The sequence below is a fragment of the Lysobacterales bacterium genome (assembly GCA_016721845.1).
Classification (GTDB): domain Bacteria; phylum Pseudomonadota; class Gammaproteobacteria; order Xanthomonadales; family Ahniellaceae; genus JADKHK01.
The window spans coordinates 31110-46915 of the sequence record JADKHK010000008.1 but is presented as its reverse complement, the minus strand read 5'-3'; the positions used below and the strand labels follow the sequence as shown (position 1 = coordinate 46915).

Genomic DNA, 15806 nt, shown 5'->3' with positions numbered 1-15806 from the left:
CGCTGTCGTCCCCTGTTCCTCGTGACGTGTTATTTCACGCCGTGCATCAATTTCTGGATCAGCGGCGCGATCAGGAACAGCAGCACGCCGGCGCCGAGCAGCGCCCAGAAGCCGAACGTGTAGCCGCCAACGCCGAGGCGACGGTCATGCCACCTTCGCCGCTGGCATGACTCGCGAACAAGCCGGACAGGTTGTTGCCGATGCCGGTCGACAGGAACCAGCCGCCCATGCCGAAACCGACCAGGCGCAGCGGGGCCAACTTGGTCACCATCGACAGGCCAATCGGCGACAGGCACAACTCGCCGATCGACTGGATCCAGTAGACCGCGAACAGCGTCCAGAACGGGATCTTCAGCGAGACCGGGTCGACCAGCTTTGACAGCGCAAACATCAGCAACAGGAAAGCCAGGCCATTGAACAGCAGGCCGAGGCCGAACTTCCGCGGGATCGATGGATTCCTCGAGCCCATCTTGACCCAGGCCCACGCGATGATCGGCGCCAGCGCGATGATCGCCACCGAATTGACCGTCTGGAACCATGCGGTCGGGAAGGTCCAGCGAAGCCGAAGATCACGATTGACGATCTGGTCGGCGAGGAAGGTGAAGGAACTTCCCGCTTGCTCGAAGAACATCCAGAACAGGATGTTGAAGGCGAAGATGATTAGCATCGCGATCACCTTGTCGCGCGCAACGGCACCATTCTTGATGCCTTCGATCACCAGCATGAACGCGAGCACCACGAACATCACCGTCAACACCACCTGCAGCGTTTTCCGCTCCCATCGCGAGCAGAAAGTAGACGACGGGAATGGCCGCTGCAGCACCGACGAATACGGCGACGACCCGACCCAGGCCATTCGCGCCCTCCGGTGCCTCGCCCACGCCCTTGAGCTGGCCACGACCGACCCAGAACCAAATCAGCGAAATCAGCATGCCGATGCCGGCGGCAATGAAAACGACCTTGTAGGCCGGCGTGCCATCGTCACCGAAGACCCGCTGCGCCAGTATCTGGGTCACGATCGGCGCGATCATCGCGCCGAGGTTGATGCCCATGTAGAAGATGGTGAAGCCGGAGTCGCGCCGCTCGTCGCCGACCGCGTAGATCTTGCCGACCAGCGTCGAGATGATCGGTTTGAACAGGCCATTGCCGACGATGATGGTGGCCAGGCCGAGCTTGAACACGTCTTCGTTCGGCACCGAGATCATGAACAATCCGGCGGCCATGATCACCGCGCCGACCAGGATCGAACGCTGGTAGCCGATGATCTTGTCGGCCACGTAGCCGCCGAAGATCGCCGCGGCATACACCAGCGCCAGGTAGGCACCGTAGACCAGGCCGGCCGCCTGCTGGCCCGAGGGATCACCGCCATGGAACTGCGCGACGATGTACAGCACCAGTGCCCAGCGGATGCCGTAGAACGCGAAGCGTTCCCAGAACTCCGACATGAACAGCATCCACAACGGCCGCGGATGGCCCATCAACTGGGCGAACTCCGGCGGTGCCGGTTGGTTCGGCAGGCTTGCTCCACTCATCATCTTCTCCTCGAACTGATACGACACGACGGACGCCGTGCAGGGCTACACCCGAATCCGTCGGGCAAAAAAGTGCGGAAGGTTTAGCGGCGAGTGCGAACCCGGTCAAACGATTCATATGCTGCGATGCAGCAAAAAACATCGCAGCGGACGATCGGCCGGGCGCCTTACCCTCAAGTCCCGAGCACAGTGCGCACTTCGAACAGTTCCGGGAAGAACGTCAGGTCCAGCGCCTTCTTCAGGAAGCCGACGCCGGACGAACCACCGGTGCCGCGCTTGTAACCGATCACGCGCTCCACCGTCTTCATGTGCCGGAAGCGCCAGTTCTGGAATTGCACTTCGACATCAACCAGCAGTTCGCACAGGTGATAGGCCTCCCAGTGCGTGTCGGTGTCCTCGTAGATGCGCTTGAACACCGCGACGAGATCGGGATGGCGCTGGTAGGGCTCGGACCAGTCGCGTTCGACACCGGATTTCGGCACGGCGTGACCCCGCCGCGCCAGGTGGCGCAGGAATTCGTCGTACAGACTCGGCGCTTCCAGCACAGCACGCAGACCGCGCTCGGCCGCTTCGTCGTAGGCAAACACCTTGAGCATGTCGGCGTTCTTGTTGCCGAGCAGGAACTCGATGGTTCGATATTGCAGCGACTGGAATCCGGAGGCGGGACCGAGCACGTGACGGAATTCCATGTATTCGCTCGGCGTCAGCGTCTCCAGCACCGACCACATCTCGATCAGCTGCTTCTGGATCACCTTCACTCGTGCCAGGATCTTCTGCACCGGATCGAGGTTGTCCATCGCCAGGCAGGTCGCAGCCGCCCGCAACTCGTGGATCATCAGCTTCATCCACAACTCGGCCACCTGATGCTGGACGATGAACAGCATTTCGTCGTGGTGCGCCGGGTTCGACAACGGCTTCTGCGCCGACAGCAAGGTCGCGAGATCGAGGTAACCGTCATAGGTGAGGCGACTGCGCAGGTCGGTGTGAATGCCGGCTTCGAGCGCGCGCTTGTTGGTGTCCATCGTCGATATCCGAAAGATCGCATCGCCTCGGCCGCGTCCCACCGACGGACACCAGGGTCAGACGATTCTGGCAACGCATGCGGATGGCCAAAGCTTCGGGATACTAGCCCGTCGGTGTGACAGTACGACGCCGCCCTCCCCTCTTATTCCATAAAGTAATAAGAGGCATATTGTTAAGGATTTGTTTGCTACGCCATACTCCGAAATTAGGACCAGCCTTGGTGGTTGGCCTTGATTTCCCCTGTATCGGGGTACACAAGAGGGTTGCATCATGACATCGAAGAAATTTGTGAAAGGCATGCGTCGTAGCATGCTGGCTACGGCACTCAGCATGTGCTTTGCTGGCGCAGCCTTGGCCGAAACCGGCAACTTGCGTATTTCCATCACCAACCCCAGTGGTGCGCCGATTGCCGGCGCCACGGTGAAGGTGAGCTCGCCGTCCAGCCTGGTCTCGAAGACCGGCGTGACGGGCGCGGACGGCAGCGTCCGCCTGCAGGGTCTCGATCCGGCGACGAACTATTCGCTTGAAGTGGTCGCCTCCGGCTTCTCCGACTTCAGCGCGAGCAACGTCGCCGTCGTCAGCGGCAAGAACCTCAGCGTCGGTTACGTCCTCGGCGAGAAGAGCATGGAAACCGTGGTTGTCACCGGCGGATCGCTGGCGGCAGTCGACACGACCTCGGCCACCGTCGGCACGACGCTGACCCTGGACATCGTGGAATCGCTCCCGACCGGCCGTAGCTACCAGAGCTACCTGCAGTTGGTCCCGGGCGCGAAGCCCAGCGCCAGCGGCAATCCGTCGTCGCGTTCGGGCGTGAACTACTCCGACATCGGCGGCGTCTCCGGCACCTCGACCGACAACGTCTATGTCGTCGACGGCGTCGACGTCACCGACAGCAACACCGGTACCTTCGGTGCGAACTTCAACTCGGAAATCATCCAGGAACAGCAGGTGCTCACCGGTGGCGTGCCGGCCGAGTACGCGGGTGGTTCGGGCCTGATCTCCAAGGTCGTGACCAAGTCCGGTGGCGACGAATGGCATGGCTCGCTCAACTACTACCTGCAGAACGACAGCCTGGTGGGCGACGACGAGCACAACACCTCGTCCGGCTTCTCGACCTATGACACGGCGTTCACCCTGGGTGGCCCGATCATCAAGGAAAACCTCTGGTTCTTCAGCTCGTTCCAGAAGAAGTATCGCGAGGACGACGTCCTCAACGCGAATACCGGCGCAGCGCTGCGTACCGTTGATTCCGACAACGACCTGGCCTTCCTGAAGGCCACCTGGCAGATGACGGACAACGACCGCCTGTCGGCATCGTTCTTCAACGATCCGGCCGAATTCAGCGGCTCGCGCAACGCGACGACGCTCAACAACCGCGACTTCGCGCAGAAGCAGGGCGGCGACAACTACAAGCTCGAGTACACCCGCGACTGGGACAACCTGCTGCTGAACGCCTATGGCTTCCGCCATGAAGGCGAAGTCTCGCAGATCCCGGCCGTCACCTCGGTGTCGCTGAACAACGTCGCCTTCCGCGGCTTGCCCTCGACGATCGCCGACCGCAGCCAGGGCGGTGGCGGCACCGCGCTGGAAACCCAGCGTGACCGCGACGAACTCGGCCTGACGCTCGAGTACTTCCTCGACACCGCGCACGGCACCCACACGCTGAAGGGCGGCTTCACCACCTCCGACAACATCTACTTCGAAGACTCGCGCATCACCGGTCCCGACCATGCGCGTTATTCGTCGATCGCGGCGGCCAACGCCGGCGTGACCTTCGCACAGTTCGTCGGAACCGGCTGGGCTGGTACGCGTTCGATCGTGAACGCCGACATCCCGCGCATCATCACCGGCATCAACAACAGCTCTGACCGTGCCTATTTCGTCGGCCTGCTCGACACCGACCACGACGGCAGCGTTTCTTCGGCTGAAATCAGCGCGTACCAGTTCACCAGCACGGCGGGCAATCCGACCGGCCAGGTCAACAACTACCGCATCATCGAAGACACCACCGCGCCGTACGAAGTCAAGACCGAAGGCAAGACCTTCTACCTGCAGGACACCTGGACGCTTGACCAGTGGACTGTGAACGCCGGCGTTCGTGCAGAAGAGTGGGCTCATTACGACTCGAACGGCGCAGAAACCTACACCTTCGATTGGGAATTCGCTCCGCGCGTGAGCGTGGTGTATGACCTGTTCGGCGATGGCCGCAGCAAGGTCTGGGGCTTCGGCGGTCGTTACTACGATCCGATCCGTACCAACATGACGGACTTCGCGGGCGGCTTGACCGGTCCGGTCCTGAACGAGCAGATCTTCCTCGGCGACCGTTGGGTCACCTTCCGCGTTCGCGGCGGCGCGGTCACCCCGGATGCAGTGTTTGCACCGGCGACCAAGACTCCGTACACGGATGAGTTCCTGATCGGTTACTCGACCACCTTCCGCGACGACATCGGCCTCTCGGTCACGCTGACCAAGCGCGAGACCCGCGACATCCTGGAAGACTACGATCTGGCGCTGTATTCGGATCCGACGGTCGAAGCCGGCAACCCGGACTTCGAAGGCTACGCGGGCCCCGGCTCGGCGTACTACCTGCCGTATTCGTACTTCGGCTTCGACGGCGTTCCGAACGCGAACTACGTGATCGGTACGCTCGCCGGCGGCAAGCGCGACTACCTGGGCTACGAAATCACCCTGCAGAAGTTCAAGACCGAAAATTGGCAGGGCCAGGTCTCGTATACCCACAACTCGGCCGAAGGCAACTCGAACTCGGACAGCAACGCGGACTTCCAGGGTGACTGGATTGCCCTCGACCCGCGCGCCCCGAACGCCTACGGCGACCAGCCCGGCAACATCAAGCACCAGTTCAAGGCTTTCGGTTCCTACAGCTGGGACTTCGGCCTCGAACTCAGCGGCGTGTTCAACTGGAACAGCGGCATTCTGTACAGCCGTGCCCAGCTGATCTCCGGCCGTTACCTGCCGGTGATGGGCGACGTCTACGAAGACGGCGGCGTGTACGACTCCTTCATCCTGCCGAACACCGTCGGCAGCGAGACCGGTCCGTCGTACTACACCCTCGACATGCGCGCGAAGTACGACTGGAAACTGCCGGTCGGCGAACTCGAAGTCTTCCTCGACGTGTTCAACATCCTGGACGCGCAGAAGTCGACGAACGTGATGCCGCTGATCGCAGGCAATGGCGTGTACGACTTCGGCGAAGCCAACGCGTGGGTTGCCCCGCGTCGTGCCTACCTGGGTGTGCGTTACTCGTTCTAAGCCGGGTCCACTCGGTTGCGAAACGATTGGCCGGAGCGAAAGCACCGGCCCATCGGACCGGTCGCTGATTGATTCTTTCTTTCGTTTCCGGGTTGTCGGCCTCATGGTCCTGCTGGCTGGCGCCTATGGCACCGAAGTCAACGCCCAGTGCGTTTCGTTGACGACGCTCGGCAGTGCCTCGACACAGAATTTCGATACTTTGTCGAACACGGCCGGATCGACCACCAACAACCTGACCATCACCGGCTGGTTCATGAACGAGACCGGCGGCGGTGCGCGCGACAACGACCAATACGCCGTCGACACCGGCGGCAGCAATACCGGCGATACCTTCAGCTACGGCAGCGCCGCGTCTACCGACCGAGCGCTGGGCGGCCTGCAAAGCGGCACGCTGATTCCGGTGGTTGGCGCCTGCTTCACGAACAACTCCGGCGCCGCCCTGTCCTCGCTCGACATCGCCTACACGGGCGAACAGTGGCGCATCGGGAACACCGCCGCGGCCCGCGACGACCGGCTCGATTTCCAACTCAGTACCGACGCCACGTCGCTGACCACAGGCACCTGGACGGATCTGAACGCCCTCGATTTCGTCAATCCGATCAAGACGGCCGTCGCGGCCGGCGCGCTGGATGGCAACGCGGCTGCGAACCGCACGGCCATCTCGTCGAGCATTGGCAGCCAGAACATTGCCAATGGCGCGACGTTCTGGATCCGCTGGAACGACCTGAATTCATCCGGTGCGGACGACGGCCTCGCCGTCGATGACTTCTCGCTGACCCCGCAAGGCGGCGCCCCTGCGCCGAGCCTGACGATCAACGACGTCTCGCTGAACGAAGCCAATGCCAGCGGTACGGTCTTCAGCTTCACGGTCAGCCTGAGCGCACCAGCCGGCCCCGGCGGCGTGACGTTCGACATCTCGACCGCCGACGGCACTGCCCAGGACGACAATCCTCGACGGAAGACTTCGACTACGTCGCCCGCAGCCTGACCGGCCAGACCATTCCGGCCGGCAGCTCGACCTACAGCTTCGCGGTCGACGTGAACGGCGACACCGCCGTCGAAACCGACGAGACCTACTTCGTCAACATCACCAATGTGACCGGCGCGACGCCGACCGACGCACAGGGTCAGGGCACGATCGTCAATGACGACATCGCGCCGAACCTGACGATCGACGACGTGACCCAGTTCGAGGGCAACGGCGGCGCGACCACGTACATGTTCACCGTCAGCCTGAGCGCACCCGCTCCCGCAGGCGGCGTCAGCTTCGACATCGGCACGGCTGATGGTTCGGCCGCGGCGGGCAGCGACTACACGATGCTCAGCGCGACCAGCCAGTCCATCCTGGCCGGCAGCACGACCTACACCTTCCCGGTGTCCGTCAGCGGCGACATCGTGTTCGAAGCGGACGAGAACTTCGTCGTCAACGTGACCAATGTCGTCAACGCCGTGGTCGTCGACGGCCAGGGTACGGGCACGATCCAGAACGACGATGCCGAACCGACCCTGACGGCCACGCCGGCCAATGCCGGCAGCGTCAACGAAGGCAATGCCGGCACCACCCCGGTGAGCATCACCTACACCTTGAGCGGACCGGCCCAGGACGACCTGACCATCGACCTGCACACCGCCGATGGCAGCGCCGATGCCGGCGATTACAACGGCTTCGCGATGGGCGACACGATCACGATTCCGGGCGGCAGCCTGAGCACGGTCTATTCGGACATCACCGTGATCGGCGATGGCACGATCGAGCCGGACGAGACCTTCACGGTGATCGTCGACAACTATTTCTTCGGTGCTGGCCGCCGCGCCCCGACCGGCACCGTCTTGCCGACTTCGACGATCACGATCGTCAATGACGACGCCGTGCCGATGGAGTTTTCGATCGATGACATCTCGATCACCGAAGGCGACGTTGGCACGACCAGTGCCGTCTTCACGGTGACGCTGGCTTCCACGATGCCGCCGCGTGGCAGCACCCCCGCCACGGTGAACTTCTCGACCGTGCCGGGCACGGCCGACGGCCTGTCCGACTTTCTGCTGACCAGCGGCACGCTGACGTTCAACGCACCCGGCACGCAGACCGTCAACGTGCAAATCGTCGGTGACACGATCGACGAGATCGACGAGACCTTCACCGTCGTGCTGTCGAGTCCGAGTGGCGCAACAATTTCGTCGACGGACGGCACCGGCACCGGCACCATCCTCGACGACGATCCAGCGCCCACCCTGTCGATCGACAGCGTCAGCATCGCCGAAGGCAACGCTGGCACGAGCAACCTGTCGTTCACGGTTGCGCTTGATGCCGCCTCCGCCAAGGTCGTCACGGTCGGATATGCCACCGCCGACGGCACGGCGACCACCGCCGACAACGACTATGTGTCCACCTCGGGCACACTGACCTTCAATCCGGGTGGCGCGACGTCCCAGACGGTGCTGGTACCGATCAACGGCGATACCACCGTGGAAGCGAACGAAACCTTCGTCGTGAACCTGAGTGCGCCCACCAACGCGACCATCGCGGCAGGCCAGGGCACCGGCACGATCAGCAACGACGACGCATCGGCCGATCTGTCGATCACCGTGACCGACAGCCCCGACCCGGTGACCGCCGGCGAGAACCTGACCTATGTGGTCACGTTGACCAATGCCGGCCCGAGCAATGCCGATGGCGCCGCCTTCAGCCTGCCGCTGCCTGCGGGCACGACCTTCGTGTCACTCGTCGCACCCGGCGGCTGGAATTGCACGACACCGGCTTTTGGCGCCAACGGAACGGTGGGCTGCAACGACGGCACCGCGATGCGTCCGGCCGGCGCCAGCGGCGCGAAGATGGCGGTCGGCACCGCGCAGTTCACGATCGTCGCGAACGTCGACGTCGGCGTAACGGCCGGCACGGTGCTGACGACCGACCTGACGTCCTCGGCGGCGACCAGCGACCCGAACGGCGCCAACAACGCCGCGAGCGCTGCGACCACGGTCGCCGCGGCATTTGTACCGTCGACGCCGGTTCCAATGCTGGACCGTCGCCTGCTCGCCGTGCTGGCGTTGCTGATGCTGGGCCTGGCCGCGACGGTGCTGCGCCGAGGTCACTGAGACGGATCTGCAATCCGTTGAACCAGAGGGCGCCTGCGGGCGCCCTCTGCGTTCAGGGCTCGTCCCAAGCGCTGTGCTCGGCGGCACGTTCGCGCAGATACAGCGCGAAGTCGCGGTAACCGCGCCGGGTGCTGGTGTTGACGACGGCTGCACCCGCGGATTCGAGCTTCGGACACCACAGCAGCGCCGGCCAAGGCAGATGCTCAGCCAGCCCTGGTTCCTGCGGCGGGCTCAGGCGACGGCATTCGAGCAGGTGCTCGATCGACAAGCGCAGGTCGACCGCATCGTGCCCATCGGCATCAACCACGGCAAATGGCGACTCCAGCATCTCGGCGGCGCGATCCGCATTGCGCGGTGCCGATACCGGCGCGATCTCCGCGACCGCACCGAGTTGCAGCATCGGGAAGCCGTCATGGCGTCCGTAGAAGTTGCGTAAGTCGTCAGGCAAGCGCGCGTCGAGGCGACGCTCCGCCGCAGCGAGCGCTTCATCGCTCGCGGGCGATGGCCAATCCGGGACCTGGAAAAACCAGCGCAACCACCAGGCCGGACGTTCGAAGCGTGCGCTCAAGGCATCGACGTCGGCGTTCGCGAGTTCGGCCATCGCGCGCTGTCGGCGCGCGTCGTGTTCACGCACCTGTGTCGCAACGACCTGCTCCGCCACCCATGCGGCGCGTAGTTCGTCCAGACCGCCGCCTTCGCCGGTCCAGGCCTCGTCGAGTCCGTCGCGTAATGCCGACTCGGTCATCGCCGCGGCCTGCCGTTCCAGTTCGGCATAGACCGGACCCTCGGTTCTCGCGCGGGCGATGACGTCGTCGGTCGCAGCACCAAGCCCCAATCCGGCGTAGGCCACGAGCGCCGCCAGCGGCACGGCAAGCAAGGCAGCGTAGGTGCCGCCGGTGATCACGCGCGATCCCGCAGACATCGGCACCACGTCGAGGCTGCGCACGATGTCCTCGGCCTGCGCGATGCGGGCTTGCGCGCGCGAGGTCGGGCCAAGCACCTGCTCCAGCGCATCGAAGGTGAGACGCAATTTGCGTGCACGCACGGCATCGACCGGCACGCCGCCCTGTGCCAGCAGATGCCGGATTACACGCCGGTTCTGCAGCAGTGGTCCCACCTGCGCCAGCTGCAGCAATACGATCACCGCCAGACCGACCAGACCGAAGGTGAGAGACAGCACGGCGCCGGCCACACACGCGCTCGCGAGGAAAGCGATGCGCAGCCCGTACCAGCGGGCCGGTAGCATCGCCTGCACGATATGGCCGCCGTCAAGCGGCGGGACCGGCACCACGTTGAGATAATTGATCGCGAGGAAGATCCAGGCCGAATGCATGACCCAGTCCTCGCTGCGCTGGGTGAGCGCGACGAACAGCAGACCCCAGCCGATCAGGATGCCCGGCAGCGGCCCCATCAAGGACATCCAGGCACGGTGGGTGGCGCTCGGGTGGGTCTCGTGCCCGACCGTCACCCCACCGACCAGCGGCAGCGCCAACATCTGCACGTTGCGATAGCCGAACGCGCGCATCGCGAGGTAGTGCCCGGCTTCATGGATGGCGATGACGACGAGCAGGATCCACGCGAACTGCAGCCCGAAGACGATGCCTCCAACGACCATGAACAAGGCGACACTGAGCAGGAACAGCAGCGCCTGCATCGTCGCCGTCGGCGCGCGTTCGCGGATGCGCGCACTGGTCTGCGCGATCTGGGTCAGGCGCACGGGCGGAATCGGATCCGTGTTCATCGGCCATTTCGGTCGCGACCAGAACGCGCGCAAAGCGCGGATGGCGAATCCGAAGCGCGGTCGCGCGATGCCTTCACTGCCCTCGACCAGTGCACCACGCGCAATCAGGCGTTCGCGACGCGTGTTCATCCAGCGCCCGGCCAGATCGACGAGTACCGCATCGCTGGCCGCATCCGGCGCAGCCACGCCGTGCCGAGCGACGAACTGCACATGTGCCGCGAGCAAGTCGCTTGTCGGTGCCGGTGCGAGCAACTGCGCCGGCTCTTCGGGCGTCGCGGTGATCGTGAAAAACGGATCGCTGGGCTGGCTGACGAGGGTACGTCCATCGGCGAGCCGCGTGGCCAGATAGCAGACGCAGCGATTCGGCGTCTCCGCCAGAAACATCGGCAGCAGGAAGGCCAGCGTGCCATCGGACTCGCGCCGCCAGCACGCCATCGCGCGCACATTCGCCGCCTCCACCGGCTGCGGCGTGATCGACAACCAGTGCGGCCCGGTGAAGCCCAGTGTCAACCATTCCTGGTTCGCGGCGGCAATCACATCTTCGGCCCCGAGCAGCGGCGACCAGTCCCCCGGCACCAGGCGCGCCGACTGCTTCAGGAACGGCATCGCCAACATCGCGCGCAGCTGCAACACCAGGACGACGAAGACGATGGCAGCGATGATCGCGATCAGATCGAACATGGGCGACTTCCGGACAGGATGTCCCGAAGTAGCCGAATGCCGGCGGTCGCGCAAGCCCGCAACATGTCCGCGTCAAACAGCGCAGCTTGCGCACGGGCCGCGTCGCTTGCTATCAAACCCGCCTGCCTCGGGAGGGCATGCATGAATACCGTTGCCAGTTTCACGATCGGATATCGGCAGGTGCTCGATCCGGAGGGTCGCATCGTCGACGCGCTGCCGGAATTCGCGCGATCCGGCCGTGCTCGTCGACCTCTATCAGCGCATGAGCTTCACCCGCGTGTTCGACGGCAAGGCGGTGGCCCTGCAGCGCACCGGCAAGCTCGGCACCTATGCCTCCTGCCTCGGCCACGAGGCCACCCACGTCGCGATCGGCGTGTCGATGCAGCCGAGGACGTGTTCTGTCCCAGCTACCGCGAATACGGTGCGCAGTTCGTGCGCGGCGTGAAGCCACGCGATGTGTTGCTCTACTGGGGCGGCGACGAACGCGGCAACGATTTCGCCGGCCCGCGCACGACCTGCCCTGGTGCGTGCCGATCTCGACCCAGTGCCTGCATGCGGCCGGCGCCGCGCTCGCGTTCAAGCTGCGCCAGGAACCGCGGGTGGCGGTCAGCGTGGCGGCGACGGCGGCTCGTCGAAGACCGATTTCTACGCCGCGGTGAATTCCGCCGGCGCGTACAAGTTGCCGCTGGTGCTGTGCGTGATCAACAACGGCTGGGCGATCTCGGTGCCGCGCAAGGCGCAGACCGGCGCACAGACGCTGGCGCAGAAGGGCCTTGCCGGCGGCCTCGCCTGCCTGCAGGTGGACGGCAACGACCTGGTCGCGGTGCTCGCCGTGATGCGCAGCGACGCGCGTGCGCGCCGCGGCGAAGGCGGCACGGTGATCGAGTTGGTGACCTATCGCCTGCCCGACCACACCACCGCCGACGATGCCCGCCGCTATCGGCCGGACGACGAAGTGAAGCAGGCCTGGGACCGCGAACCGATCCTGCGCCTGCGGCACTGTCTGAAGCGCTCGGCGTCTGGGACGAGGCCCAGGAGCAAGCGTGGAAAGAACAATGCGGACGCGAGGTCGACATCGAGGTGAACGCCTATCTCGAAACCAAGTCGCAGCCGATCGAATCGATCTTCGATTACCTCTACGCCGAAGCGCCGCACGACATCGCCGCGCAGCGCGCGCAGGCGATCGCCGCGGAGGGCCGACGTCATGGCTGACCCCGATCACCTTGATCGAGGCGGTCACCCAGGCGCTCGCCTACGAGATGCGCACATGACCGAGCGTGGTCGTGCTCGGCGAGGATGTCGGCGTCAACGGCGGCGTGTTCCGCGCGACCGCCGGCCTGCATGCGCGCTTCGGCCCCGAGCGCATCCTCGATACGCCGCTGGACGAAACCACGATTGCCGGTTTGACCGTCGGCATGGCCTCGCAGGGCATGAAGCCGGTGGCCGAGGCGCAGTTCGACGGCTTCATGTATCCGATGGTCGACTTCATCGTCTGCCACGCCGCGCGCATGCGGTATCGCACCCGTGGCCGACTGAGCTGCCCGATGGTACTGCGGGTGCCGTGGGGCGGCGGCATCCGCGCGCCGGAACATCATTCCGAAGCCAACGAGTCGATCTTCACCAACGTGCCCGGCCTGCGCGTGGTGCTGCCGTCCTCGCCGCAGCGCGCCTACGGCCTGCTGCTGGCCGCGATCCGCGACCCGGATCCGGTGATCTACATGGAGCCCAAGCGGCTCTACCGCCAGTACAAGGAAGCCGTGCCGGACGATGGCGAGTCCTTGCCGCTCGACGTCTGCTTCGTGTTGCGTGATGGCAGTGACGTTACGCTGGTGACCTGGGGCGCACACGTCAAGGAAGCGCTGGAAACCGCCGATGCGCTCGCCCGCGAAGGCATCAGCGCCGAAGTCATCGACGTCGCGACCCTCAAGCCGCTGGATTTCGACACCATCCCCGAATCGGTGAACAAGACCGGCCGCTGCGTGATCGTGCACGAAGCCGCCAGGACCGGCGGCTTCGGCGCCGAGATCGCCGCGCGCTGGCCGAGAAGGCGATGTTCGATCTGGTCGCGCCGGTCGAACGCGTCACCGGCTACGACACCCAGATCCCGCTGTTCCGGCTGGAAATGAAATACCTGCCGAGCGTCGACAAGATTGTCGCGGCGGCGAAGCGCGCGATGGCCTACCGCTGATTCCGGAGATCGCCATGAGCATCGACAAGGATTTCCTGCTGCCCGACCTCGGCGAAGGTCTGCCCGACGCCGAGATCGTCGAGTGGTTCGTCAAGGAAGGCGACACGGTGATGCTGGACCAGCCTTTGGTGTCGATGGAAACCGCGAAGGCGGTGGTCGAAGTCCCTTCCCCCTATTCCGGCGTCGTGGCCAAGCTGCATGGCAAGGCCGGCGACGTGATCGATACCGGTGCGCCGCTGGCGACGTTCGCGGTCGATCCGACCCTGCCACAACGCGCCGATGCCGAGGACACCGGGCATCATCATGCGCCGAAGCCGAAGGCTGCCCCTCAACCGCCTTCGGCACCTTCTCCCCGCGAGCAGGGAGAAGGGAGGGCGGCTGCTTCGGCAGCGCCCGCGGTCACGACCAGCGCGCCGTCCGATCGCGCCGATGCCGGCACCGTGGTCGGTGCGATGCAGGCCAGCAACGAGGTCAAGCACGAGGCCGTGATCGCCATCGGTGGCATCAAGGCGATGCCGGCGGTGCGCGCCGCGGCGAAGAAACTCGGCGTCGACCTGACGCGCGTGCGCCCGAGCGGCCCCGACGGCGTGATCACGATGCAGGATGTGAAACACGCTGCAGCCAATCCGGCGTCACTCGCGGCCGCCGCATCCGTATCGCTCGCACAGACCACGCCTGCACCGGCGGCAGCCGCGACTTCTCCCTCGCCCCGCGTCAGCGGGGAGAGGGCCGGGGTGAGGGGCAACGATCCATACACCGCCGACCCCCGCTCCCTCGCCGGCAAACCCGTGCGCACCACGCCGCCGAGCGTGCAGGCTTCGGGCCAGCCCGAACCCGTGCGCGGCGTGCGTCGCAACATGGCCCGCATCATGGCCGAAGCGCATGCGCAGGTCGTGCCGACCACCTTGTGCGACGACGCCGATCTGCACGCCTGGACGCCTGGCAATGACATCACCGCACGCCTGATCCGCGCCATCGTCGTCGCCTGCAAGGCCGAGCCGGCGTTGAACGCGTGGTTCGACATGGCCAACAGTACGCGCACCCTGCATTCGCGCGTCGATGTCGGCATCGCCGTCGACACGCCCGAGGGCCTGTTCGTGCCGGCCCTGCGCAATGCCGACATGCTCGATGCACGCATGATCCGCGAAGGTGTGAACCGTCTCCGCGCTCAAGTCGAGGATCGCTCGATCGCGCCAGATGAGCTCAAGGGCTACACGATCTCGCTGTCGAACTTCGGCATGTATGCCGGCCGTTACGCCACGCCGGTGATCGTGCCGCCCTGCGTCGCCATTGTTGCCGCCGGCAAGGGCCGTCACCAACTCGTGCCAGTGATGGGCGGCATCGAAACCCACAAGATGCTGCCGCTGTCGCTGACTTTCGACCATCGTGCCGCCACCGGTGGTGAAGCCGCACGCTTCCTCAAGGTGATGCTCGACGACCTGGCACGCGCGAACTAGGGCAGGACCCCGCGCTTCGGCTTCGCTGGCGCTGCCACTTTCTCGCTTTTCGAATTCATCGCATCGCGGTGCATCAGGACCGAGACCACGACTGTCGCGACTTCAACCAGCACGATGAAGCCGAACAACACCCAGTTCAGCACCGTGCCGCCGAACTGCAGACGAGCGTCGGCCAGATCGACGATGAATTCACCGGCGAATACCGCGACAAAGATGCCGAAGAAGGCCATCAGGAAAGCGACGCCGAGACGGAATCCGGCGGTCATGATCGAGGTCCACACGAACACGCCGCCGACCTGCTTCCAGCGCATGACCTCCTGCGCCGTACCTACGATCAATGCTGCCAGCATCGCCAGCAAGGCCCAATGCATGTCGGTGCGTACGACCCAGTTCCATGCATCGTGAAGCGCCGCAGCACCCGCCGGTGCAGGTTCGCCACCGGGATTGAACACGATCGCCGCTCCCATGCCGCCGGCGAGCAGCAAGGACCAGAACAGCACCAGCCCGAAGCTGCCGGCACTCTTGCGGAAGGCCGGGCAGGACACCACGAATCGCGACAGGAACCAGCCGAGCCAGAAGATCACCAGGAATTCCACGGCGAACGGCAGCACCAGCAACCAGGACGGCAGATCGTGGCTCTTGATCGCGCGTGCAAGCAATCCGTAGACAACGACGAGCGTGACCGCGCGAATCGCGACGCTGAGTGCATCGGAACGCTGTGAACGCACGAATTCGCGATCGAATTCGGCCTCGGTGTAGCCACCGAGTTCACGGCGTTGTTCGGTATCCGAGCGGGATTTGCGGCTCATGGCGGCCAT

At 64.8% G+C, this 15806-nt stretch carries 8 protein-coding genes and 3 pseudogenes; 7 read left to right on the top strand and 4 right to left on the bottom strand.

The window, feature by feature from the left end:
• Positions 1-29: 29 nt before the first annotated feature.
• Both IPP28_05720 and IPP28_05715 read right to left on the bottom strand, forming a co-directional pair.
• Positions 30-1454 (bottom strand): annotated as a pseudogene (locus IPP28_05720) (MFS transporter).
• A 251-nt stretch (positions 1455-1705) separates the two neighbouring features.
• Positions 1706-2554 carry a tryptophan 2,3-dioxygenase gene (locus tag IPP28_05715; protein ID MBL0040539.1) on the bottom strand — a complete coding sequence of 283 codons (849 nt, stop codon included), beginning with the start codon at positions 2552-2554 and terminating at the stop codon, positions 1706-1708.
• A gap of 331 nt (positions 2555-2885) precedes the next feature.
• Here IPP28_05715 and IPP28_05710 point away from each other — a divergent pair, with 331 nt between their 5' ends.
• The 3 genes from IPP28_05710 to IPP28_05700 all read left to right on the top strand — a co-directional run bounded on the left by IPP28_05710 (position 2886) and on the right by IPP28_05700 (position 8921).
• On the top strand, positions 2886-5825 hold the full coding sequence (locus IPP28_05710; protein MBL0040538.1) for a carboxypeptidase regulatory-like domain-containing protein: 2940 nt from the start codon (positions 2886-2888) through the stop codon (positions 5823-5825).
• A 103-nt stretch (positions 5826-5928) separates the two neighbouring features.
• Entirely contained in the window at positions 5929-6813 is an 885-nt protein-coding gene (locus tag IPP28_05705) for a hypothetical protein (GenBank protein MBL0040537.1), read from the top strand.
• 50 nt (positions 6814-6863) lie between these two features.
• Entirely contained in the window at positions 6864-8921 is a 2058-nt protein-coding gene (locus tag IPP28_05700; protein ID MBL0040536.1) for a hypothetical protein, read from the top strand.
• A 52-nt stretch (positions 8922-8973) separates the two neighbouring features.
• Here IPP28_05700 and IPP28_05695 read toward each other — a convergent pair whose 3' ends face one another.
• Positions 8974-11343 (bottom strand): hypothetical protein, encoded by a 2370-nt coding sequence (locus IPP28_05695; GenBank protein ID MBL0040535.1) that lies wholly within the window; start codon positions 11341-11343, stop codon positions 8974-8976.
• Positions 11344-11581: 238 nt separating this feature from the next.
• Between IPP28_05695 and IPP28_05690 the strand changes: the two genes are divergently transcribed.
• From IPP28_05690 to IPP28_05675, 4 genes and pseudogenes are all read left to right on the top strand, one after another.
• On the top strand, positions 11582-11788 hold the full coding sequence (locus tag IPP28_05690) for a hypothetical protein (GenBank protein ID MBL0040534.1): 207 nt from the start codon (positions 11582-11584) through the stop codon (positions 11786-11788).
• 82 nt (positions 11789-11870) lie between these two features.
• Positions 11871-12555, top strand: a pseudogene (locus IPP28_05685) (hypothetical protein).
• A gap of 47 nt (positions 12556-12602) precedes the next feature.
• Positions 12603-13531, top strand: a pseudogene (locus IPP28_05680) (alpha-ketoacid dehydrogenase subunit beta).
• 14 nt (positions 13532-13545) lie between these two features.
• Positions 13546-14988: a 2-oxo acid dehydrogenase subunit E2 gene (locus IPP28_05675; protein MBL0040533.1), complete on the top strand. Its 1443-nt coding sequence runs from the start codon at positions 13546-13548 to the stop codon at positions 14986-14988.
• On the opposite strand, the gene IPP28_05670 is transcribed toward IPP28_05675, so the two are convergent.
• Positions 14985-15797, bottom strand: coding sequence for a hypothetical protein (locus IPP28_05670; GenBank protein MBL0040532.1), 813 nt, complete (start codon positions 15795-15797; stop codon positions 14985-14987). The two genes, IPP28_05675 and IPP28_05670, sit on opposite strands and share 4 nt — an antisense overlap.
• Positions 15798-15806: the final 9 nt, after the last annotated feature.

Excerpts from the sequence above, each read along its gene's own strand:
- IPP28_05715 (MBL0040539.1), bottom strand. The coding sequence starts at position 2,554 with ATGGACACCAACAAGCGCGCGCTCGAAGCCGGCATTCACACCGACCTG.
- IPP28_05705 (MBL0040537.1), top strand. The coding sequence starts at position 5,929 with ATGGTCCTGCTGGCTGGCGCCTATGGCACCGAAGTCAACGCCCAGTGC.
- IPP28_05675 (MBL0040533.1), top strand. The coding sequence starts at position 13,546 with ATGAGCATCGACAAGGATTTCCTGCTGCCCGACCTCGGCGAAGGTCTG.
- IPP28_05695 (MBL0040535.1), bottom strand. The coding sequence starts at position 11,343 with ATGTTCGATCTGATCGCGATCATCGCTGCCATCGTCTTCGTCGTCCTG.
- IPP28_05710 (MBL0040538.1), top strand. The coding sequence starts at position 2,886 with ATGTGCTTTGCTGGCGCAGCCTTGGCCGAAACCGGCAACTTGCGTATT.
- IPP28_05670 (MBL0040532.1), bottom strand. The coding sequence starts at position 15,797 with ATGAGCCGCAAATCCCGCTCGGATACCGAACAACGCCGTGAACTCGGT.